Genomic DNA, 15,912 nt, shown 5'->3' with positions numbered 1-15,912 from the left:
CGTGTCCTATTCATCCAGGATCATGGCGGCATAGGTCGCCTCGGCGACCAGGGTCCCATCCACCTTGGCCTCGCCACGGAATTTCCAGACATTGCCGCGCGAGCGTTCCTTGGTGACATGGATGTGAAGCTGGTCGCCCGGCCCCACCGGCTTGCGGAAACGGGCGCCCTCGACGCTCATGAAATAGACCAGCTTGCCCTCGGCCGACGGCCCCAGGGTCTCGACCACCAGGACGGCGGCGGTCTGGGCCATGGCCTCGATGATCAGCACGCCCGGAAATACCGGCCGCGAGGGAAAATGCCCCTGGAAGAACGGCTCGTTGATGGTGACGTTCTTGATGCCGACGGCGCTTTCGTTGGCCACGACTTCGACTACCCTGTCCACCATGAGGAAGGGATAGCGGTGGGGGATCATCTGGATGATCCGGCTGATGTCGATGACCTTGCCCTGGTCGTTGACGGTAGTGTCCATATGCAGCCCTGCCTTGTCGATACCGGTCCCGAATGCAACTCAACCCTTCTTGCGCGCCATCCTGGCCAGGATGGCGCTCTGGCGCAGCCAGTCGGCCATGGGCACCGCCGGGGCGCCGCCCACGGTCTCGCCCGGCCCGACGTCGCGCATCACCCCGGCCTGGGCGGCGATACGCGCCCCCGAGCCGATCTTGAGATGGCCGGTAAGCCCGGCCTGACCGCCGGCGGCGACGAAATCGCCCAGCCGGGTCGAGCCCGAGATGCCCACCTGCGACACGATCACGCAGCCGCGCCCCATCTGGACGTTGTGCCCAATCTGGACCAGGTTGTCTATCATGCAGCCGTCGCCGATCACCGTATCCGGCCCGGCGCCGCGGTCGATGGTGGCGTTGGCGCCGATCTCGACATTGTCGCCGATGACGACGCGCCCCAGCTGCGGCACCTTCAGGTGCCCTTCCGGCCCCATGGCGAAGCCGAAGCCGTCCTGGCCGATCCGCGCTCCCGGATAGATGTTGACCCGACGCCCCAGCAGGGCATGGGAAACGGTGGCGTTGGCGCCGATGATGCAATCCTCGCCAAGACGCACCCCCCTGCCAATGACGGCGTTGGCGCCGATGCGGCAGCGCGGCCCGACCTCGGCGCCGGCCTCGATCACCGCGCCCGGCTCGATGCGGCACCCCTCGCCGATGGTGGCGTCGGGATCGACCCAGGCGGTGGGCGCCACCCAGGGATCGGGAGCCGGAACCGGGTAGAAGGCCTGGGCGATGCGGGCATAGGACCGATAGGGGTCCTTCGACACCAGCAGGGCCATGCCGGCGGGGGCCTTGTCCACCATCTCGGGCGCGACGACGCACAGCCCGGCCTTGCTGGCCTGGAACGCCGCCACGTATTTCCTGTTGTCCAGAAACGACACGTCCGAGGCGCCGGCGGTCTCCAGCGGCGCCACGTCGGCGAACATCGTCTCCGGATCGGCCCCGGCAGAGGGAACGGCAACGGCGACATCCGCCAGCCGGCCCAGGCTGAACGGTCCGGAGACGGTGAAGAATCTCGAATCGGCCATGACTCTACTTCCTGCCCGGCTTGGTTCCGGCCGGAGCCTGGGCGGGCTCGTCAACCACCGGAACGGGGAAATTGATGGTGGACATCCGGCGGTTCAGCCGCTCGATCACCAGACCGGTCACGTCCATACGCGGCTCGTGCAGCACCACCTGCTGCTTGGGCAGCACCAGATTGGCCCCCATCTCGCTGGCGATCTCGCCGGTGATGCCAAGGATTCCGTTCATCAGTTCGGCCCCGGCCAGTTCGGTCGACTTGTCCAGGGCGCGGACCGCCACCTGGGTCCGCCGCTGGAAGGCGATCACCCGCTGTTCCAGTTCCTTGGCCTTCCGCTCGTAGGCTTCCTGGGTCAGGCCGCCCTTCTGCTTGGCCAGCTCCTGGTCGGCGGCCTGCAATTGCTGGCGGGCGGTATTGAATTCGTGCTGGAAGCTCTGCTGGTACTTGTCGCGCTGGGCGAGCAGGGCCTTGCCCGCCAGGGATTCCCGCTGGGCGGCCTGGACATCGACGATGATGATGGACACCGGAGCGGCGGCGGGGGCCTTCTGGGCCAAGGCCGGGCCGGCCGTGACCGTGGCCACGGCCAGGGCCGCCGCCGCCAGCCAGGCCCTCATCCTCGATCGACCTCTGGTATCGGACATCCGGGACAACGGCTAGAACCTGGTTCCGAAGCTGAACTTGAAGATTTCCTTCTCGTCGAAGGCCTCCTTCACCAGCGGATAGCCGATATCGATGGCGACCGGCCCCATGGGCGATTTCCACGACAGGCCGAAGCCGGCGGAAATGCGGATGGAACTGGCATGGTTGACGTCCGAGAGATCGTCCACGTCCGCCTGCCCGACCGTTCCCACGTCGGTGAAGGTGTGGCCCATGACGCCGAATTCCTCCGGCAGGCCGAGCGGGAAGCGAACCTGCGCCGAACCGGTAGCCATCCAGTTGCCGCCAAGGGCATCGTTGGTCTGCTTGTCGCGGGGACTGACGCCGCCGGTGGCGAAACCGCGAAGGGAATCGCCGCCGGCATAGAAGCGGTCGGTGATGCGCACGCGCTCGCCCAACCCATAGATGTACGAGCCGCTGGCGGTCAGCGACAGGACCCAGCGCTCCACCCACAGCGGGAAATACTGACCCGCCATGGCGGTTCCGCGCAGGTAATGGGCGTCGCCGCCAAGACCGGCGGCCTCGGTGATGCCACGCAGGAAATAGCCCTCGGAAGGCTCGATGCGGCTGTCGCGCTTGTCGTAGGTGACGGACTGCAACACCGACGACGTGATGCGCGAGCCGACCTGCTCGCGGATATAGCGCGAGGAGGTGTTGACCGACTTCACCGTGTCCTGCTTCAGGGTGTACTTCCAGTCCTGGCGCAGCGGCTCGGTGATCTGGTAGCCGATCCGCAGGCCGCCGCCCTCGGTGGTCGCGCTGTACGAGCTTTCATCCTGAAGCTTGCGCTCCATGGCGAACAGGTCGAATCCGGCGGCGATCTCGCGTTCCAGGAAATAGGGTTCGGTGAACGAGAAGTCGATCTGGGTCCGCTTGGTGCCCAGCAGGCCCGCCAGACGGACATCCTGGCCACGGCCCAGCAGATTGCGCTCGCGCAGCGACGCCTCGATCATGGGACCGATCAAGGTGGAATAGCCGACGCCCAGGGACAGTTCGCCGGTGGACTTCTCCTGGACGTTGACCTTGATGACGGTGCGGTCGGGGGCGCTGTCGGACGGGACGTTGGTGACTTCGGCCTTCTCGAAGAAGTTGAGATCGCGAATACGCTGCTGGGACCGGCGCAGCTTGGCCGAATTGAAGGCGTCTCCCTCCACCAGTCGGAATTCGCGGCGGATCACCCTGTCCAGGGTGCGGACGTTGCCGGAAATATCGATGCGCTCGACAAAGACCCGCGGGCCTTCCTGGATGTTGTAGACGATGTCGATGGTCTTGGTTTCGGCGTTGCGGTTGACCTGGGGGCGCACGTCGACGAAGGCGTAACCCTTGGTTCCGACGGCGGTGGTCAGCTTCTGGACGATATCCTCGACCTGATCGGCGTTGTACCAGTCGCCCTCCTCGCTCTCCAGCAGCGGAACGAGTTCCTCGGCCTTGAGATCGCGCAGGCTGGCGTTGATGGTCGACTTGCCGAACGCGAAGCGCTCGCCTTCCTCGATGGTGTAGGTGATGAAGAAGCCGTCGCGATTGGGGGTGAGTTCGGCGATCGCCGACGACACCCGGAAATCGGCATAGCCGCGCTTCAGGTAGAAGCGGCGCAGCAGCTCGCGGTCATAGGTGACGCGGTCGGGATCGTAGGTGTCGTCGGAGGACAGGAAGCGATACCAGCGCTCCTCCTTGGTGTGAAGGACCTCGCGCAGCTTGTCCTCGTCATAGCGCTTGTTGCCGACGAAGGAGATGCGGCGGACATTGGTGGACTGGCCCTCGCTGATCTCGAACACCAGGTCGACGCGGTTCTGCTCCAGCTCGATCAGCTTGGGCTCGACCACGGCGGCGAAACGGCCACTGCGGCGGTAGAGTTCCAGGATGCGCTTGACGTCGTTCTGGACCTTCGAGCGGGTATAGACCGTGCGCGGGCGCAGTTGCACCTCGGTCTGCAACTGCTCGCTGTTGAGGCGCTTGTTGCCCTCGAAGGCGATGCGATTGATGATGGGGTTCTCGATCACCCGCACCACCAGCTGGTCGCCTTCGCGGCGAAACGACACGTCCTTGAACAGACCGGTGTTGAACAGCGCCTTCAACGAACGGTTGATCCGGTCGGGATCGTAGAGGTCGCCCTCGGCGATGGTCATGTAGGACTTGACGGTCTCGACCTCGATGCGCTGGGTTCCCTGCACCGAAATGGATCGGACGCTCCCGCCCTCCTGGGCCACGGCGGCGAACGACCCCACCAGCAGGCCTGCGAGCACGACCGACAACAGCACGAAACGCATCGAGCCCCCCCTTCAGGTCCGCCACACCGATTCGCGGACCTGGGTCACGAAAACAGCTGCTTCACCACTTGCCAGATGGGCAACGCCACGATGTCATTCCTGGTGGCAAAGACCATCAACGCCAATACCAGAAACAGCCCGACTCGGAAACCATATTCTTGGGCCCGTTCTCCCAGGGGACGGCCAAGAATCGCCTCGATGGCGTAGAAAACAAGATGGCCGCCGTCCAGCACAGGGATAGGAAACAGATTGATCAGCCCCAGATTGAGGGACAGCAAAATCGTGTAGAACACTACGCTGGACAGCCCCAACTGGGCGGCCTCGCCTGCACCCTTGGCGATTCTGATGGGACCGCCCAGTTCGTCGCTGTCGCGGGTCCCGTTGATCATCTGGCCGATGCCGATGAAGGTGGAGCGGACCATGCCCTCGGTCTCGCGCAGCGCCTCGGCCAGGGCGGAGCCCGGCGTATGACTGATCAGGGTGGTGCGCGCCGAATCGGCGGCGATGCCCAACACCGGCACCTTCTCCATGTCGCCGAACACGCCTTTGCGCTGGACCACCTTCGGCCTGGCCTCGATGGCGAGGGTTTCGGTCCCGCGCTGAACCGACAGGTCCAGCGGCCGCTCGATCTCAATGCGGACAATGCGCTGGATGTCCTGGAAACGATCGACCGGAGTGCCGTTGATGGCGTTGATGCGATCGCCGGCCCGCAGCCCGGCGGCCTCGGCGGCGGAGCCGGCCTGGACGGCGCCGACCACCGGTTCGGTCACCGCCTGGCCGAGGACCAGGAACAGTCCGGCGAGGCCCAGGATGGCGAAGATGAAATTGGCGGCCGGTCCGGCGAACACCACGGCGGCGCGCTGCCCCACCCGCTTGTGCTGGAACGAGACCGCCTTCTCCTCGTCGGTCATGGGGCGGTCGTCGCCGGTGGCCGACGCGGCGTCGGCGTCGCCGAAGAACTTCACGTAACCGCCCAGCGGCACCAGGCTGAACCGCCAGCGCGTGCCGGTCTTGGGATCGGTCCAGCCCCAGACCTCCGGCCCGAAGCCGATGGAGAAGACATCCACCCGTATCCCGTTCCAGCGGGCCACCAGGAAATGCCCCATCTCGTGGACGAACACCACCACGGTCAGGATCAGCAGGAAGATCACCACGTAGTACCAGACTCCGTGGATCACGCTGTTCAGCAGGGTCGAAAGTTCCATGGTGCTCCGGTCAATCAGGAAACGCGCCCGACCGTGGCGGATGCGAACGCGCGCGCCTTGTGGTCCTGGGCAAGAACATCGTCAATGGAGCCGAGATTGCAATGCTCCACCCCTTCGATCGTCCGCTCGACCACCTGGGCGATGTCGAGGAAACCGATGCGGCGATCAAGGAAGGCGGCCACCGCCACCTCGTTGGCGGCATTCATCACCGCCGCCGCCGAACCGCCGGCCCGCAACGCCTGGCGCGCCAGACGCAACGCCGGAAAGCGCACCGGGTCCGGGGCCTCGAAGGTCAGGGTGGCGATGGCGGCCAGATCGAGCTTGGGCGCGGGCGCCTCTATCCGGTTGGGCCAGCCCAGGGCGTAGGCGATGGGGGTGCGCATGTCGGGCGAGCCCAGCTGCGCCAGCACCGAGCCGTCCACATAGGCCACCAGCGAGTGAATCACCGATTGGGGATGGACGACGATGTCGATCCGTTCCTCCGGCATGTCGAACAGATGATGGGCTTCGATCAGTTCCAGCCCCTTGTTGAACATGGAGGCGGAATCCACCGATATCTTGGCGCCCATGGACCAGTTGGGATGGGCCACCGCCTGTTCCGGGGTCATGTCGGCCATCTCGTCGCGGGTCCTGGTGCGGAACGGCCCGCCCGAGGCGGTCAGGATGATCTTCTCGATCTTGTCCTTCTGGTCGAACTCAAACACCTGGAAGATGGCGGAATGCTCGGAATCCACCGGCAGCAGGGTGGCGCCGTGCTTTTGCACCTCGGCCATCATCAGCTGGCCGGCGCAGACCAGGCATTCCTTGTTGGCCAGGCCGATCACCGCGCCGCGCCGCGCCGCCGCCAGGGTGGGGGCCAGGCCGGCGGCGCCGACGATGGCGGCCATCACCCAATCGGCCGGCAGCTCGGCGGCGGCGATCACCGCCCCGGGACCGGCGGCCGCCTCGATGCCGGTTCCGGCCAGGGCATCCCTCAGGGCGGGATAGGCGGCCTCGTCGGCCACCACCGCCAGCCTCGCCTTCAGCCGCCGCGCCTGATCGGCCAGGATGTCGACCCGCGAATTGGCCACCAGCGCCTCGACCCGGTAGAGATCGGGACGGGCTTCGATCAGTTCCACCGTGTTGCAGCCGATGGACCCGGTCGAGCCGAGAATGGTGACGCCCCGTCTTGCGCTCATCGCGATACCTCTTTCACCAGGCCAGGACCGAACGGCCGCCGGCCAATGTCAGGACCGCCACGGCCAGCGCGGCGGACAGCAGGCCATCGACGCGGTCCAGCACGCCGCCATGGCCGGGAATGATGCCGCTGGAATCCTTGACGTTCCAACGGCGCTTGACCCAGGACTCGAACAGGTCGCCGGCCTGCGCCACCACGGCGCCGACGGCGCCGAGGGCCATCACCGCGCCAGGAGCGGACAGGCCGAAGGCCCAGGCCACCGGCGGTCCGACCAGGGCGGCCGACGCCATGCCGCCCAGCAGCCCGGCCCAGGTCTTCTTGGGACTGACCGCCGGCAGCAGCAGCGGCCCGCCGATCAGCCGGCCGCAGGCATAGGCGCCGATGTCGGTCGCCCACACCATCAGCAGTAGCCACCACACCACCGCCTCGCCGAAGACCGGGTCCAGACGCAGCCAGACCAGCGCCACCGAGGGCAATCCGACATACAGCAGGCCGCCCGTAGCCCAGGCGCGGCCGGCGCGGCCGGCCATCACCGCCATCAGCGCCGCCGCCGCCGCCACGACGGCCATCGCCGCCGCCGGATGGGACACGGCCAGGATGGAGGCGGCGACGCATCCCGCCGCTGCGGCCTGCCCCGCCCTGCCAAAGCCGCCGAGGGCGATGCGGTGCCACTCCCAGCACATCAGCGCCGCCGCCAGCGCCACCATGGCGGCGAAGGCGTAGCCGCCGGCCCAGGTGGCCAGCAGAGCCGGCGGCGCCAGGGCCAGAGCGGAAAGGGCACGGGTCTTCAGCACGCGGCGGTCACTTGGTGGCGCCGTAGCGGCGGTCGCGGCCATGATAGTCGCGGATGGCGTTTTCCAGTTCGGCACGGCCGAATTCCGGCCACAGGGTCTCCATGAACACCAGTTCGGCATAGGCTCCCTGCCACAGCAGGAAATTGCTGATCCGCTGCTCGCCGCTGGTGCGGATGATCAGGTCGGGGTCGGGAATGCCGGCGGTGAACAGATGGCCGGCGACCACGCCTTCGTCGATGGCGTCGGGCGCCAGCCGTCCCGCGGCGACATCGGCGGCGATGCGCCGGGTCGCCTCGACCATCTCCTGCCGGCCGCCGTAGGACAGGGCCAGCACCAGGGTAAGGGCGACGTTAGCGGCGGTCTTCGCCTCAGCCTCGTCGATCAGCCGGACGATGTCGGCGCCCAGACGGTTGCGGTCGCCGATCACCTTGAGACGGATGCCGTTCTTGTGAAGGGCGGCGACCTCACTCCTCAGATAGAGGCGCAGCAGGCCCATCAGGTCCGACACCTCGCCGGCCGGACGCTTCCAGTTCTCGGACGAAAAGCCGTACAGCGTCAGGTAGGACACCCCCATCTCGCGCGCGGCCTCGACCGTGCGGCGGACGGCTTCGGCGCCCCGCTTGTGCCCGGCGGTTCGAGGCAGCCCCCGCGCCTTGGCCCAACGCCCGTTGCCGTCCATGATGATGGCGACATGGGTGGGCGGCGGCGGCGGGCCGGCGTGGGACGGGGCGGGTTCCATTCCGTCTAAACCTGCATGATTTCTTTTTCTTTGTGCGCCAGATGTTCGTCGATCTTCTTGATGGTGTCGTCGGTCAGAAGCTGGATTTCCTTCTCGTGCTTCTTGATCTCGTCCTCCGAGACGTGACCGTCCTTTTCCATCTTCTTCAGCGTGTCCATGCCGTCGCGCCGCACGTTGCGGACCGAGACGCGGGCCTGCTCGGCATACTTGCCGGCCACCTTCTGCAATTCCTTGCGGCGTTCCTCGTTGAGCGCCGGAATCGGCACGCGGATCATCTGGCCGTCGGCCTGGGGGTTGAGACCGAGGCCGGCATCGCGGATGGCCTTTTCCACCGCCTTGACCTGGCTCTTGTCCCACACCTGCACGGTCAGCATGCGGGGCTCGGGCACGCCGACGGTGCCGCACTGGGACAGCGGCATGGTCTGGCCATAGGCCTCGACCACCACCGGGTCCAGCAGATTGACCGAGGCGCGGCCCGAGCGCAGGCCGGTGAATTCCTTCTTCAGGACTTCGAGGGCGCTGTCCATGCGGCGCGACACGTCCTTCTTGAGGTCGTTCCAGTTGGTCGGAGCGGACACGATCGACTCCCCTTTCCTATTCGTTCGCGATGATGGTGAACAGCCCGCGGCCCGACACCACTTCGGCGAAGGCGCCGGGGCGGTGCAGGTCGAACACCACGATGGGAACCCGGTTCTCGCGGCACAGCGCGATGGCGGAGGTATCCATGACCGCCAGATCGCGGGAAATCACGTCGTTGAAGGTCAGGCGGTCATAGCGGGTGGCGTCCCTGACCTTCTTGGGATCGGCGGAATAGACGCCGTCCACCTGGGTCGCCTTCAGCAGGGCGTCGCAGCCCATCTCGACGGCGCGGAGCGCGGCGGCGGTGTCGGTGGTGAAGAACGGGTTGCCGGTGCCGGCGGCGAAGATCACCACCCGCCCCTTTTCGAGATGGCGGATGGCGCGGCGGCGGATGAAGGCCTCGCACACCGTCGGCATGACGATGGCCGACTGGACGCGGGTCTCGCAGCCGACCCGCTCCAGCGCGTTTTGCACCGACAGGGCGTTGATGACGGTGGCCAGCATGCCCATGTTGTCGGCGGCGGCGCGTTCCATGCCGCTGGAGGCGCCGGAGACGCCGCGGAAGATATTGCCGCCGCCAATGACGACGCAGACCTCGATTCCGAGGTCGCGAACCGACTTCACCTCGCGGGCGATGCGTTCGACGGTGGCGGGATCGAGCCCGTATTCACGGGTTCCCATCAGGCCTTCGCCGGAAATCTTGAGGAGAACGCGGCGGAATTTGGCGTCGCTGTCCATGGTCTCCCTCGGGTCTGGTGAGGCCGGCATCGATGTTTCACGGCGGCGGGCGGCGGCGATCATACACCATTCCGTCCGCCTGTCGCGCCCCTTGTCGGGGAAACCGGGCCGCCTTCGCGGGAAAGGCGGCCCGGAGGTCACGGAGCGGATGGCCGCGCGACGTCAGCGGCCGAGCTGGGCGGCCACTTCGGCGGCGAAGTCCTTCTCTTCCTTCTCGATACCCTCGCCCAGGGCGAAGCGGACGAAGCCGGTCAGCTTGACCGGCGCGCCGATCTCCTTGCCGACGGTCTCCAGCACCTTGGAGATCTTGTTCTCCTGGTCGATGACGAAGATCTGCTCGACCAGGCAGACTTCCTCGTAATACTTGCGGATGCGGCCCTCGACCATCTTCTCGATGACGGCGGCCGGCTTGCCCGAGGCCTTGGCCTGGTCGGTCAGGACGGCGGTCTCGCGCTCCAGGGCGGCGACATCGACCGAGCTGGGGTCCAGGAACTGGGGATTGGCGGCGGCCACATGCATGGCCAGCTGCTTGCCCAGTTCGGTCAGGCGGGCCTGGTCGCCGGTGGATTCCAGGGCGACGAGGCAGCCGATCTTGCCCAGACCGGGAGCGATGGAGGAGTGGACGTAGGAGGCGACGACGCCGCTGGACACTTCCAGGCGGACGGCGCGGCGCAGGTTCATGTTCTCGCCGATGGTGGCGATCAGCGCGGTCAGCTGCTCGGCCACGGTCTTGCCGGCGCCGGGGCATTCGGCGGCGTTGATGGCGGCCACGTCGCCGCCCTTGTCCAGCGCGACGGCGGCCACGGCCGACACGAAGCCCTGGAACTGTTCGTTGCGGGCGACGAAATCGGTCTCGGCGTTGACCTCGACGGCGACGCCCCGGGTGCCGACGGCGGCGACGCCCACCAGCCCCTCGGCGGCGACGCGGCCGGCCTTCTTGGCGGCGGCGGCCAGGCCCTTCTTGCGCAGCCAGTCGATGGCGGCCTCGACGTCGCCGGCGGTCTCGCCCAGCGCCTTCTTGCAATCCATCATGCCGGCGCCGGTCTTCTCGCGCAGTTCCTTGACCAGCGAAGCGGTAATTTCGGCCATGGGTCTTCCCTCTCTCGGATAAAGGCTCCCGCGGAGCCCTAAAAGGACACGGATGATCTCTCAAGCGAATGGCGGCGAACGTGTGTCGCCGCCATTCCGATACTCACACGCGGTTCAGGCCGACTGGGCGGGCGCGGCCTCTTCGGCGGCGGCCTCGGCCACTTCGGGGATCTGCTCCACCGGGGCCTCGGCGCTGGCGCCGACATCGCCGCCGCTGCGGGTGATCTCGGCCTGGATGCCGTCGAGCACGGCGCCGGCCATCAGATCGCAATAGGTCTGGATAGCGCGGATGGCGTCGTCATTACCGGGAACCGGATAGGTGACGCCGGCCGGGTCCGAGTTCGAGTCCAGCACCGCCACCACCGGGATGCCCAGCTTGTTGGCTTCCTGAACCGCCAGCTGCTCCTTGTTGGTGTCGATGATGAACAGGATATCGGGCAAGCCGCCCATCTCCTTGATGCCGCCCAGGGCGCGTTCCAGCTTGTCGCGCTCGCGCTGGAGCACCAGCTGTTCCTTCTTGGTCAGGCCCGACAGGGCGCCCGAGGCCAGCTGCTCGTCCAATTCGCGCAGGCGCTTGATCGAATTGGAAATGGTCTTCCAGTTGGTCAGCATGCCGCCGAGCCAGCGGTGGTTGACGAAGTACTGGCCGCAGCGCCGCGCCGCCTCGGCGACGATGGGCGACGCCTGGTGCTTGGTGCCGACGAACAGGACGCGGCCGCCGCCGGCGGTCACGTCGCGCACCGCCTGCATGGCGCGATGCAGCATCGGCACGCTCTGCTGGAGGTCGATGATGTGAATGCCATTGCGGATGCCGAAGAGGTACGACGACATCTTCGGGTTCCAGCGGCGGGTGTTGTGGCCGAAATGGACGCCGGCCTCGACGAGCTGACGCATGGTGAAATTGGGCAGAGCCATCGGAAAATCCTTTGCTTCTCCGGTTGAACCTCCGCGGGAGTAGTCGAGCATGGCTCGACACCGGAGCGAACGGACGACGCAAACACGCCGCCGCCGCGATCCCGCGTGCGGATTGGTGGCCGGGTTCTACGCCCTTGCGCGGTGATTTGCAAGGGGCATGAACGGATTCAGCGGGCCGGAATGCCGCGGCACGCCTCGGGCAGCCGGCGGCTCTGGACATGGGCCTTGTCGGGCGGAGCCGGCGACGTGGGCCTGACCAGCCACGACGACAATTCCTCGCCGCAGCCGTCGCCCTCGGGAAACGGCTTCTGGGGTTCGCAATCGGGACTGTCGGCCGGGCAGGCCAGCCGGACGTGGAAATGCTCGTCATGCCCCCACCAGGGCCTCAGCTTGCCCAGCCAGCCGCGATCATCCGCCGGATGCGACCGGCACAGCGCCTGCTTGATGACGGGATTGACGAAGATGCGCTCGACCCGCCCGGACCGGGCCGCCAGTTCCAGCAGGCGGGCCTGGGCCGGCATCCACTCGGCCGAGACCCCCAGGCGGTCGGCGGCGACCATGCGCGCCGGACGGGGCGAATTCAGTTCGTCGGCGCCAAGCCGCTCGGGAGACAGCCGGAACCAGATATCAACGTCCAGGCCGTTCTGGTGGCTGGCATGGCCGAACGACATCGGGCCGCCCCGAGGCTGGGCCATGTCGCCGATCAGCAGACGGCCGATGCCCTCGGCCGCCGCCGTCCGCGCCAAATCCTCGACGAAGGCGACGGTGGCCGGATGCCCCCAGTAGCGATGCCGCGCCGGCCTTAGCGCCTGATGGTTCTCGCCTTCCAGACGCAGCGCCTGGGCGCCCTGGACGCAGCCGGCGGCGGCCGAGCCGATCACCGCCGGCGCCCCGGCCAGCGGCCGGCGTACCGACGACCAGCCATCCTGCGGCTGGGCCAGAACCGGTCCCGGAATGGCCGACAGCAGGACCAGCGCGGCAGCCACCGCCCGCTTCAATCGAACACCGTCTGTTCGACCCGGGCCTGGATGGAAACGATCTCGGCCTCGCTTTCCAGCAGGGCCGCGACGCATTCCGCATCGAACTTCCCGCCGGAATTCTCCCGCAGAAGATCGAAGGCCTCCCGGTTGGTCCAGGCCTTCTTGTACGGCCGTTCCGACGTCAGGGCGTCGAACACGTCGGCGACCGCCGAGATGCGGGCCTCCAGCGGAACCGCCTCGCCCGACAGGCCGTTGGGATAGCCGCTGCCGTCCAGCGCCTCGTGATGACAGGCGACGATATTGCGCAGGATGCGGAAATGGGGCAGCGACTGGATGCCGAAATTGGCGGCCATCATGTCGATGATCTCGACGCCCTTGCTCACATGCCCCTGCATCACCTTGATTTCATGAGGGCTCAGCCGGGCCGGCTTCAGCAAGATGTGATCGGGCACGGAAATCTTGCCCACGTCGTGGATGGGGGCGAACTGGTAGACGTATTCCACGAACTCGTCGCTGAGGCCATGGCGCGCTGCCAGCCGGAGGGCGATCAGGCGGGCATAGGCGGCCATGCGGGCGAGATGGGCGCCGGTCTCCTCGTCGCGGGCGGTGGAGACCTGCCGGATGACCTTCACCGCCGCGTGCATCATCCGGACGGTGTCGAGTTCGCGCAGGATCACCTGGGCCATCAGTTCGGCATAGGGGCGCAGCCGATGGATCACCTGGGGGGAAAAGAAATCCTTCCGAAACGAGTTCAGGAACAAAAAGCCGTAGAACCGTCCCTTGGAGCGGATGGGAACCGTGTAGCTGGAGCGATAGCCGAACGACAGCAGCCGGCGGGCCTGATCCTGCCCGGATTCGGCCACCGCCTCCAGGTCGTTGATGGTGCGCCGGCCGCCGGTCATGGCCAGCGTCCTCAGCGTCGGCATGGCGGACAGCCGGGCCGAGGCGTGATCCAGCGGATTGGCGGTCTCGCTGGAATGGACGAAGGTTTTCAGGATGTCGCTGGTCTCGTCGTAGATGGCGACGGCGATGCGGCTGAGCTCCATCAGATCGGCATCGCCCTTGATCTCGTCATGAAGACAGATCAGGCGGTCGGCCAGCCCCTGGTGCATGTCCGGCAATGACTTCCCCTGCTGCGGGACCACGGCGTCACCAATGCTCCAAAGTCTTGACAAAAATCAATTTAATCATAGCCTATGACCGCGCCTCCGGTCAAATGCGGTATGACCACTTCTGCCCGGAAATACTTGTGGAATCAAGGGCGATACCATGGACATACCCACAACGGGATGCTGGTCCGAGGCGGTGGGGCGAGCCCCTGGGACGACACACAATATCCATTGAAAAATTGTGGATACTTCAATAGCCTCCACCCCTCGCCGGACCCCAGTTCCCGGCCGTCCAAGCGGAGAGATATCTTGAACCATCCCGGGCGTATCCAACCCGATATCATCGCCGACGACATCGAATCCCCAAAGGGCTGGCGGTCCTTCGCCGCCCACCTGTTCGCCCCCATCAAGATCACCTGGGGCCAGTTCTTCGACCTGCTGGTGCCGCTGCGCCATTCCCCCCACATCCGCCGCCACGCCGCCTCGGTGATCATCTCGCGCATCCAGTTGGTGGCCGCCCTGTTCGCGGTGATGGTGCCGCTGTGGTCGATCATCGACTGGTTCGTCTTTCCCTGGCCGCAATGGGCGCAGATGACGGCGCTGCGGCTGGCCTCCGGCGCGATCTTCCTGCTGCTGGCCTGGCCCTGGACCATGGGGAAGACCCGGATTCAGGCCGACGCCATGCTGATGGTCATGCTGCTGGTGCCGCCGGTATTCTACCTGCTGTCCATCGTGATCACCGCCGATCTCCAGGTCACCGGCACCGCCCTGCTGGTCACCAAGATGTACGCCCTGATGCCCAACATCGTCCTGGCCGGGCTCGCCATTTTTCCGCTGACCGCCTTCGAGGTGGCGCTGTTCTCGGCGCCGGCCTTCATCTTCGCGGTGGCCGGCCTGATCATGGGCGGCGAGGCGCTGTCGCTGGACCAGCACGGTCCCATGCTGTGGCTGATGGTGCTGGTGATGGGGGTGGCCATGTTCTCGGGCATGAGCCAGCTTCACTACATCACCGCCCTGGTCAACCGCGCCATGATCGACCCCCTGACCGGGGCCTATACCCGGCGGTCGGGAGGCGAGGCGCTGGACCTTCAGTATCGTCTGGCGGCCATGAAGAACACGCCCATGGCGGTGGCGTTCTTCGATCTCGACAAGTTCAAGTCCATCAACGACACCTATGGCCACGACGAGGGCGACAAGGCGCTGAGGGGACTGGCCGACAAGCTGCGGGAGGGATTGCGGCGCGGCGACGTGCTGGTGCGCTGGGGCGGCGAGGAATTCGTCGCCATCCTGACCGAGACCGGAGCCGACGGCGCCAAGATCCTGCTTGAACGGCTGCGTCAGAGCGGCTTCGGACTCCGCCCCGACGGAACCCCCATGACCGCCTCCATCGGGGTGGCCGAGCGCAACGCCGACAATGTCAGCGACTGGCCGCAACTGATCGAGCTTGCCGACCAGCGCATGTACGAGGCGAAACGCGGCGGCCGCGACCGCGCCGTCCTGCCGGGCGGCGTGGTGCTGAAATTCGGTGACAGGGATATCTTCTGACAGGCGCGGCCGGCCCTCTCCCCCGCATCGCGGCGGGAAGAGGGCCGGAGCGGCTCAGTCCTCGCCGAGCGGATCGCCGCCGGCCGCGTCGGGATCGAAATCGACGCCGTTCTCGTTGATGGACATGCCGTCCTCGACCATCTCGTCCTCGTTGGCGACGGTCTCGAAGGCCAGATCCCCATCGGGGATGAAACCCTCCATCTCGTCCTCCTCCGGCTCGTCCACCTCGACGTGCTTTTGCAGCCCCTGGATCAGGGCGTTCTGCAAGCCGTCGAGCGGAACCGTCTCGTCGGCGATCTCGCGCAGGGCCACCACCGGATTCTTGTCGTTGTCGCGTTCCACCGTCAGCCGGGCGCCGGAGGAAATGTCGCGGGCGCGCTGGCCGGCCATCAGCACCAGCTCGAAGCGATTGGGAACCTTGAGAACGCAGTCTTCAACCGTAACGCGGGCCATCGGTGATCCTTGAACTGTCCGGATAGCGAAAGAAGTCAGCTTATATATGCCGGGCCGGGGGGAACGCAAGCGCCAGACACTTGCAGTTCAGCCCGCATACGCATAACGTGGGTCATTATACCCCGATCACAATAGCCGATCC

Annotated in this window: 16 protein-coding genes; 1 reads left to right on the top strand and 15 read right to left on the bottom strand. The window is 66.5% G+C overall.

What is annotated here, in order from left to right; genetic code table 11:
• Positions 1 to 6: 6 nt before the first annotated feature.
• From fabZ to MTBSS4_RS06325, 14 genes are all read right to left on the bottom strand, one after another.
• On the bottom strand, positions 7 to 471 hold the full coding sequence (gene fabZ / locus MTBSS4_RS06390; protein WP_173982567.1) for a 3-hydroxyacyl-ACP dehydratase FabZ: 465 nt from the start codon (positions 469 to 471) through the stop codon (positions 7 to 9).
• Positions 472 to 510: 39 nt separating this feature from the next.
• Entirely contained in the window at positions 511 to 1,530 is a 1,020-nt protein-coding gene (lpxD, locus tag MTBSS4_RS06385) for a UDP-3-O-(3-hydroxymyristoyl)glucosamine N-acyltransferase (protein ID WP_173982566.1), read from the bottom strand.
• 4 nt (positions 1,531 to 1,534) lie between these two features.
• Entirely contained in the window at positions 1,535 to 2,137 is a 603-nt protein-coding gene (locus tag MTBSS4_RS06380; protein ID WP_254432416.1) for an OmpH family outer membrane protein, read from the bottom strand.
• Positions 2,138 to 2,176: 39 nt separating this feature from the next.
• The gene (gene bamA, locus MTBSS4_RS06375; RefSeq protein ID WP_173982564.1) at positions 2,177 to 4,447 is read right to left on the bottom strand and encodes an outer membrane protein assembly factor BamA; all 2,271 of its coding nucleotides are present in this window, start codon (positions 4,445 to 4,447) and stop codon (positions 2,177 to 2,179) included.
• Positions 4,448 to 4,491: 44 nt separating this feature from the next.
• Positions 4,492 to 5,652: an RIP metalloprotease RseP gene (gene rseP, locus MTBSS4_RS06370; protein WP_173982563.1), complete on the bottom strand. Its 1,161-nt coding sequence runs from the start codon at positions 5,650 to 5,652 to the stop codon at positions 4,492 to 4,494.
• 14 nt (positions 5,653 to 5,666) lie between these two features.
• Positions 5,667 to 6,830 carry a 1-deoxy-D-xylulose-5-phosphate reductoisomerase gene (locus MTBSS4_RS06365; RefSeq protein WP_173982562.1) on the bottom strand — a complete coding sequence of 388 codons (1,164 nt, stop codon included), beginning with the start codon at positions 6,828 to 6,830 and terminating at the stop codon, positions 5,667 to 5,669.
• A gap of 13 nt (positions 6,831 to 6,843) precedes the next feature.
• Positions 6,844 to 7,623 carry a phosphatidate cytidylyltransferase gene (locus tag MTBSS4_RS06360; RefSeq protein ID WP_173982561.1) on the bottom strand — a complete coding sequence of 260 codons (780 nt, stop codon included), beginning with the start codon at positions 7,621 to 7,623 and terminating at the stop codon, positions 6,844 to 6,846.
• Between the two features lie 7 nt (positions 7,624 to 7,630).
• The gene (locus MTBSS4_RS06355; RefSeq protein ID WP_173982560.1) at positions 7,631 to 8,362 is read right to left on the bottom strand and encodes an isoprenyl transferase; all 732 of its coding nucleotides are present in this window, start codon (positions 8,360 to 8,362) and stop codon (positions 7,631 to 7,633) included.
• Positions 8,363 to 8,367: 5 nt separating this feature from the next.
• The gene (frr, locus tag MTBSS4_RS06350; protein ID WP_173982559.1) at positions 8,368 to 8,940 is read right to left on the bottom strand and encodes a ribosome recycling factor; all 573 of its coding nucleotides are present in this window, start codon (positions 8,938 to 8,940) and stop codon (positions 8,368 to 8,370) included.
• A gap of 16 nt (positions 8,941 to 8,956) precedes the next feature.
• Positions 8,957 to 9,679: a UMP kinase gene (gene pyrH / locus MTBSS4_RS06345; RefSeq protein ID WP_173982558.1), complete on the bottom strand. Its 723-nt coding sequence runs from the start codon at positions 9,677 to 9,679 to the stop codon at positions 8,957 to 8,959.
• A 162-nt stretch (positions 9,680 to 9,841) separates the two neighbouring features.
• Positions 9,842 to 10,768, bottom strand: coding sequence for a translation elongation factor Ts (gene tsf / locus MTBSS4_RS06340; RefSeq protein WP_173982557.1), 927 nt, complete (start codon positions 10,766 to 10,768; stop codon positions 9,842 to 9,844).
• A gap of 114 nt (positions 10,769 to 10,882) precedes the next feature.
• Positions 10,883 to 11,683 carry a 30S ribosomal protein S2 gene (rpsB, locus tag MTBSS4_RS06335; protein ID WP_173982556.1) on the bottom strand — a complete coding sequence of 267 codons (801 nt, stop codon included), beginning with the start codon at positions 11,681 to 11,683 and terminating at the stop codon, positions 10,883 to 10,885.
• A gap of 167 nt (positions 11,684 to 11,850) precedes the next feature.
• A complete protein-coding gene (gene mepA, locus MTBSS4_RS06330; protein WP_254432415.1) occupies positions 11,851 to 12,669 on the bottom strand; it encodes a penicillin-insensitive murein endopeptidase in 819 nt (272 codons plus the stop codon).
• 8 nt (positions 12,670 to 12,677) lie between these two features.
• Complete coding sequence (locus MTBSS4_RS06325; protein ID WP_173982619.1) at positions 12,678 to 13,775, bottom strand: HD-GYP domain-containing protein; 1,098 nt, start codon at positions 13,773 to 13,775, stop codon at positions 12,678 to 12,680.
• 306 nt (positions 13,776 to 14,081) lie between these two features.
• On the opposite strand from MTBSS4_RS06325, the gene MTBSS4_RS06320 reads away from it, so the two are divergent.
• A complete protein-coding gene (locus MTBSS4_RS06320) occupies positions 14,082 to 15,317 on the top strand; it encodes a diguanylate cyclase (protein ID WP_173982554.1) in 1,236 nt (411 codons plus the stop codon).
• Positions 15,318 to 15,371: 54 nt separating this feature from the next.
• Here MTBSS4_RS06320 and rpoZ read toward each other — a convergent pair whose 3' ends face one another.
• Entirely contained in the window at positions 15,372 to 15,770 is a 399-nt protein-coding gene (rpoZ, locus tag MTBSS4_RS06315) for a DNA-directed RNA polymerase subunit omega (RefSeq protein WP_173982553.1), read from the bottom strand.
• Positions 15,771 to 15,912 lie beyond the last annotated feature (142 nt).

Source organism: Magnetospirillum sp. SS-4, assembly GCF_902729425.1.
Lineage (GTDB): Bacteria > Pseudomonadota > Alphaproteobacteria > Rhodospirillales > Magnetospirillaceae > Phaeospirillum.
Note: the sequence above shows the minus strand (reverse complement) of the source record. Positions and strands in the feature narration are given on the sequence as shown.

Bases quoted from the DNA above. Each gene is read 5' to 3' on its own strand.
- fabZ (WP_173982567.1), bottom strand. From the start codon at position 471: ATGGACACTACCGTCAACGACCAGGGCAAGGTCATCGACATCAGCCGG.
- lpxD (WP_173982566.1), bottom strand. From the start codon at position 1,530: ATGGCCGATTCGAGATTCTTCACCGTCTCCGGACCGTTCAGCCTGGGC.
- MTBSS4_RS06380 (WP_254432416.1), bottom strand. From the start codon at position 2,137: ATGAGGGCCTGGCTGGCGGCGGCGGCCCTGGCCGTGGCCACGGTCACG.
- bamA (WP_173982564.1), bottom strand. From the start codon at position 4,447: ATGCGTTTCGTGCTGTTGTCGGTCGTGCTCGCAGGCCTGCTGGTGGGG.
- rseP (WP_173982563.1), bottom strand. From the start codon at position 5,652: ATGGAACTTTCGACCCTGCTGAACAGCGTGATCCACGGAGTCTGGTAC.
- MTBSS4_RS06365 (WP_173982562.1), bottom strand. From the start codon at position 6,830: ATGAGCGCAAGACGGGGCGTCACCATTCTCGGCTCGACCGGGTCCATC.
- MTBSS4_RS06355 (WP_173982560.1), bottom strand. From the start codon at position 8,362: ATGGAACCCGCCCCGTCCCACGCCGGCCCGCCGCCGCCGCCCACCCAT.
- pyrH (WP_173982558.1), bottom strand. From the start codon at position 9,679: ATGGACAGCGACGCCAAATTCCGCCGCGTTCTCCTCAAGATTTCCGGC.
- tsf (WP_173982557.1), bottom strand. From the start codon at position 10,768: ATGGCCGAAATTACCGCTTCGCTGGTCAAGGAACTGCGCGAGAAGACC.
- rpsB (WP_173982556.1), bottom strand. From the start codon at position 11,683: ATGGCTCTGCCCAATTTCACCATGCGTCAGCTCGTCGAGGCCGGCGTC.
- MTBSS4_RS06325 (WP_173982619.1), bottom strand. From the start codon at position 13,775: ATGCACCAGGGGCTGGCCGACCGCCTGATCTGTCTTCATGACGAGATC.
- rpoZ (WP_173982553.1), bottom strand. From the start codon at position 15,770: ATGGCCCGCGTTACGGTTGAAGACTGCGTTCTCAAGGTTCCCAATCGC.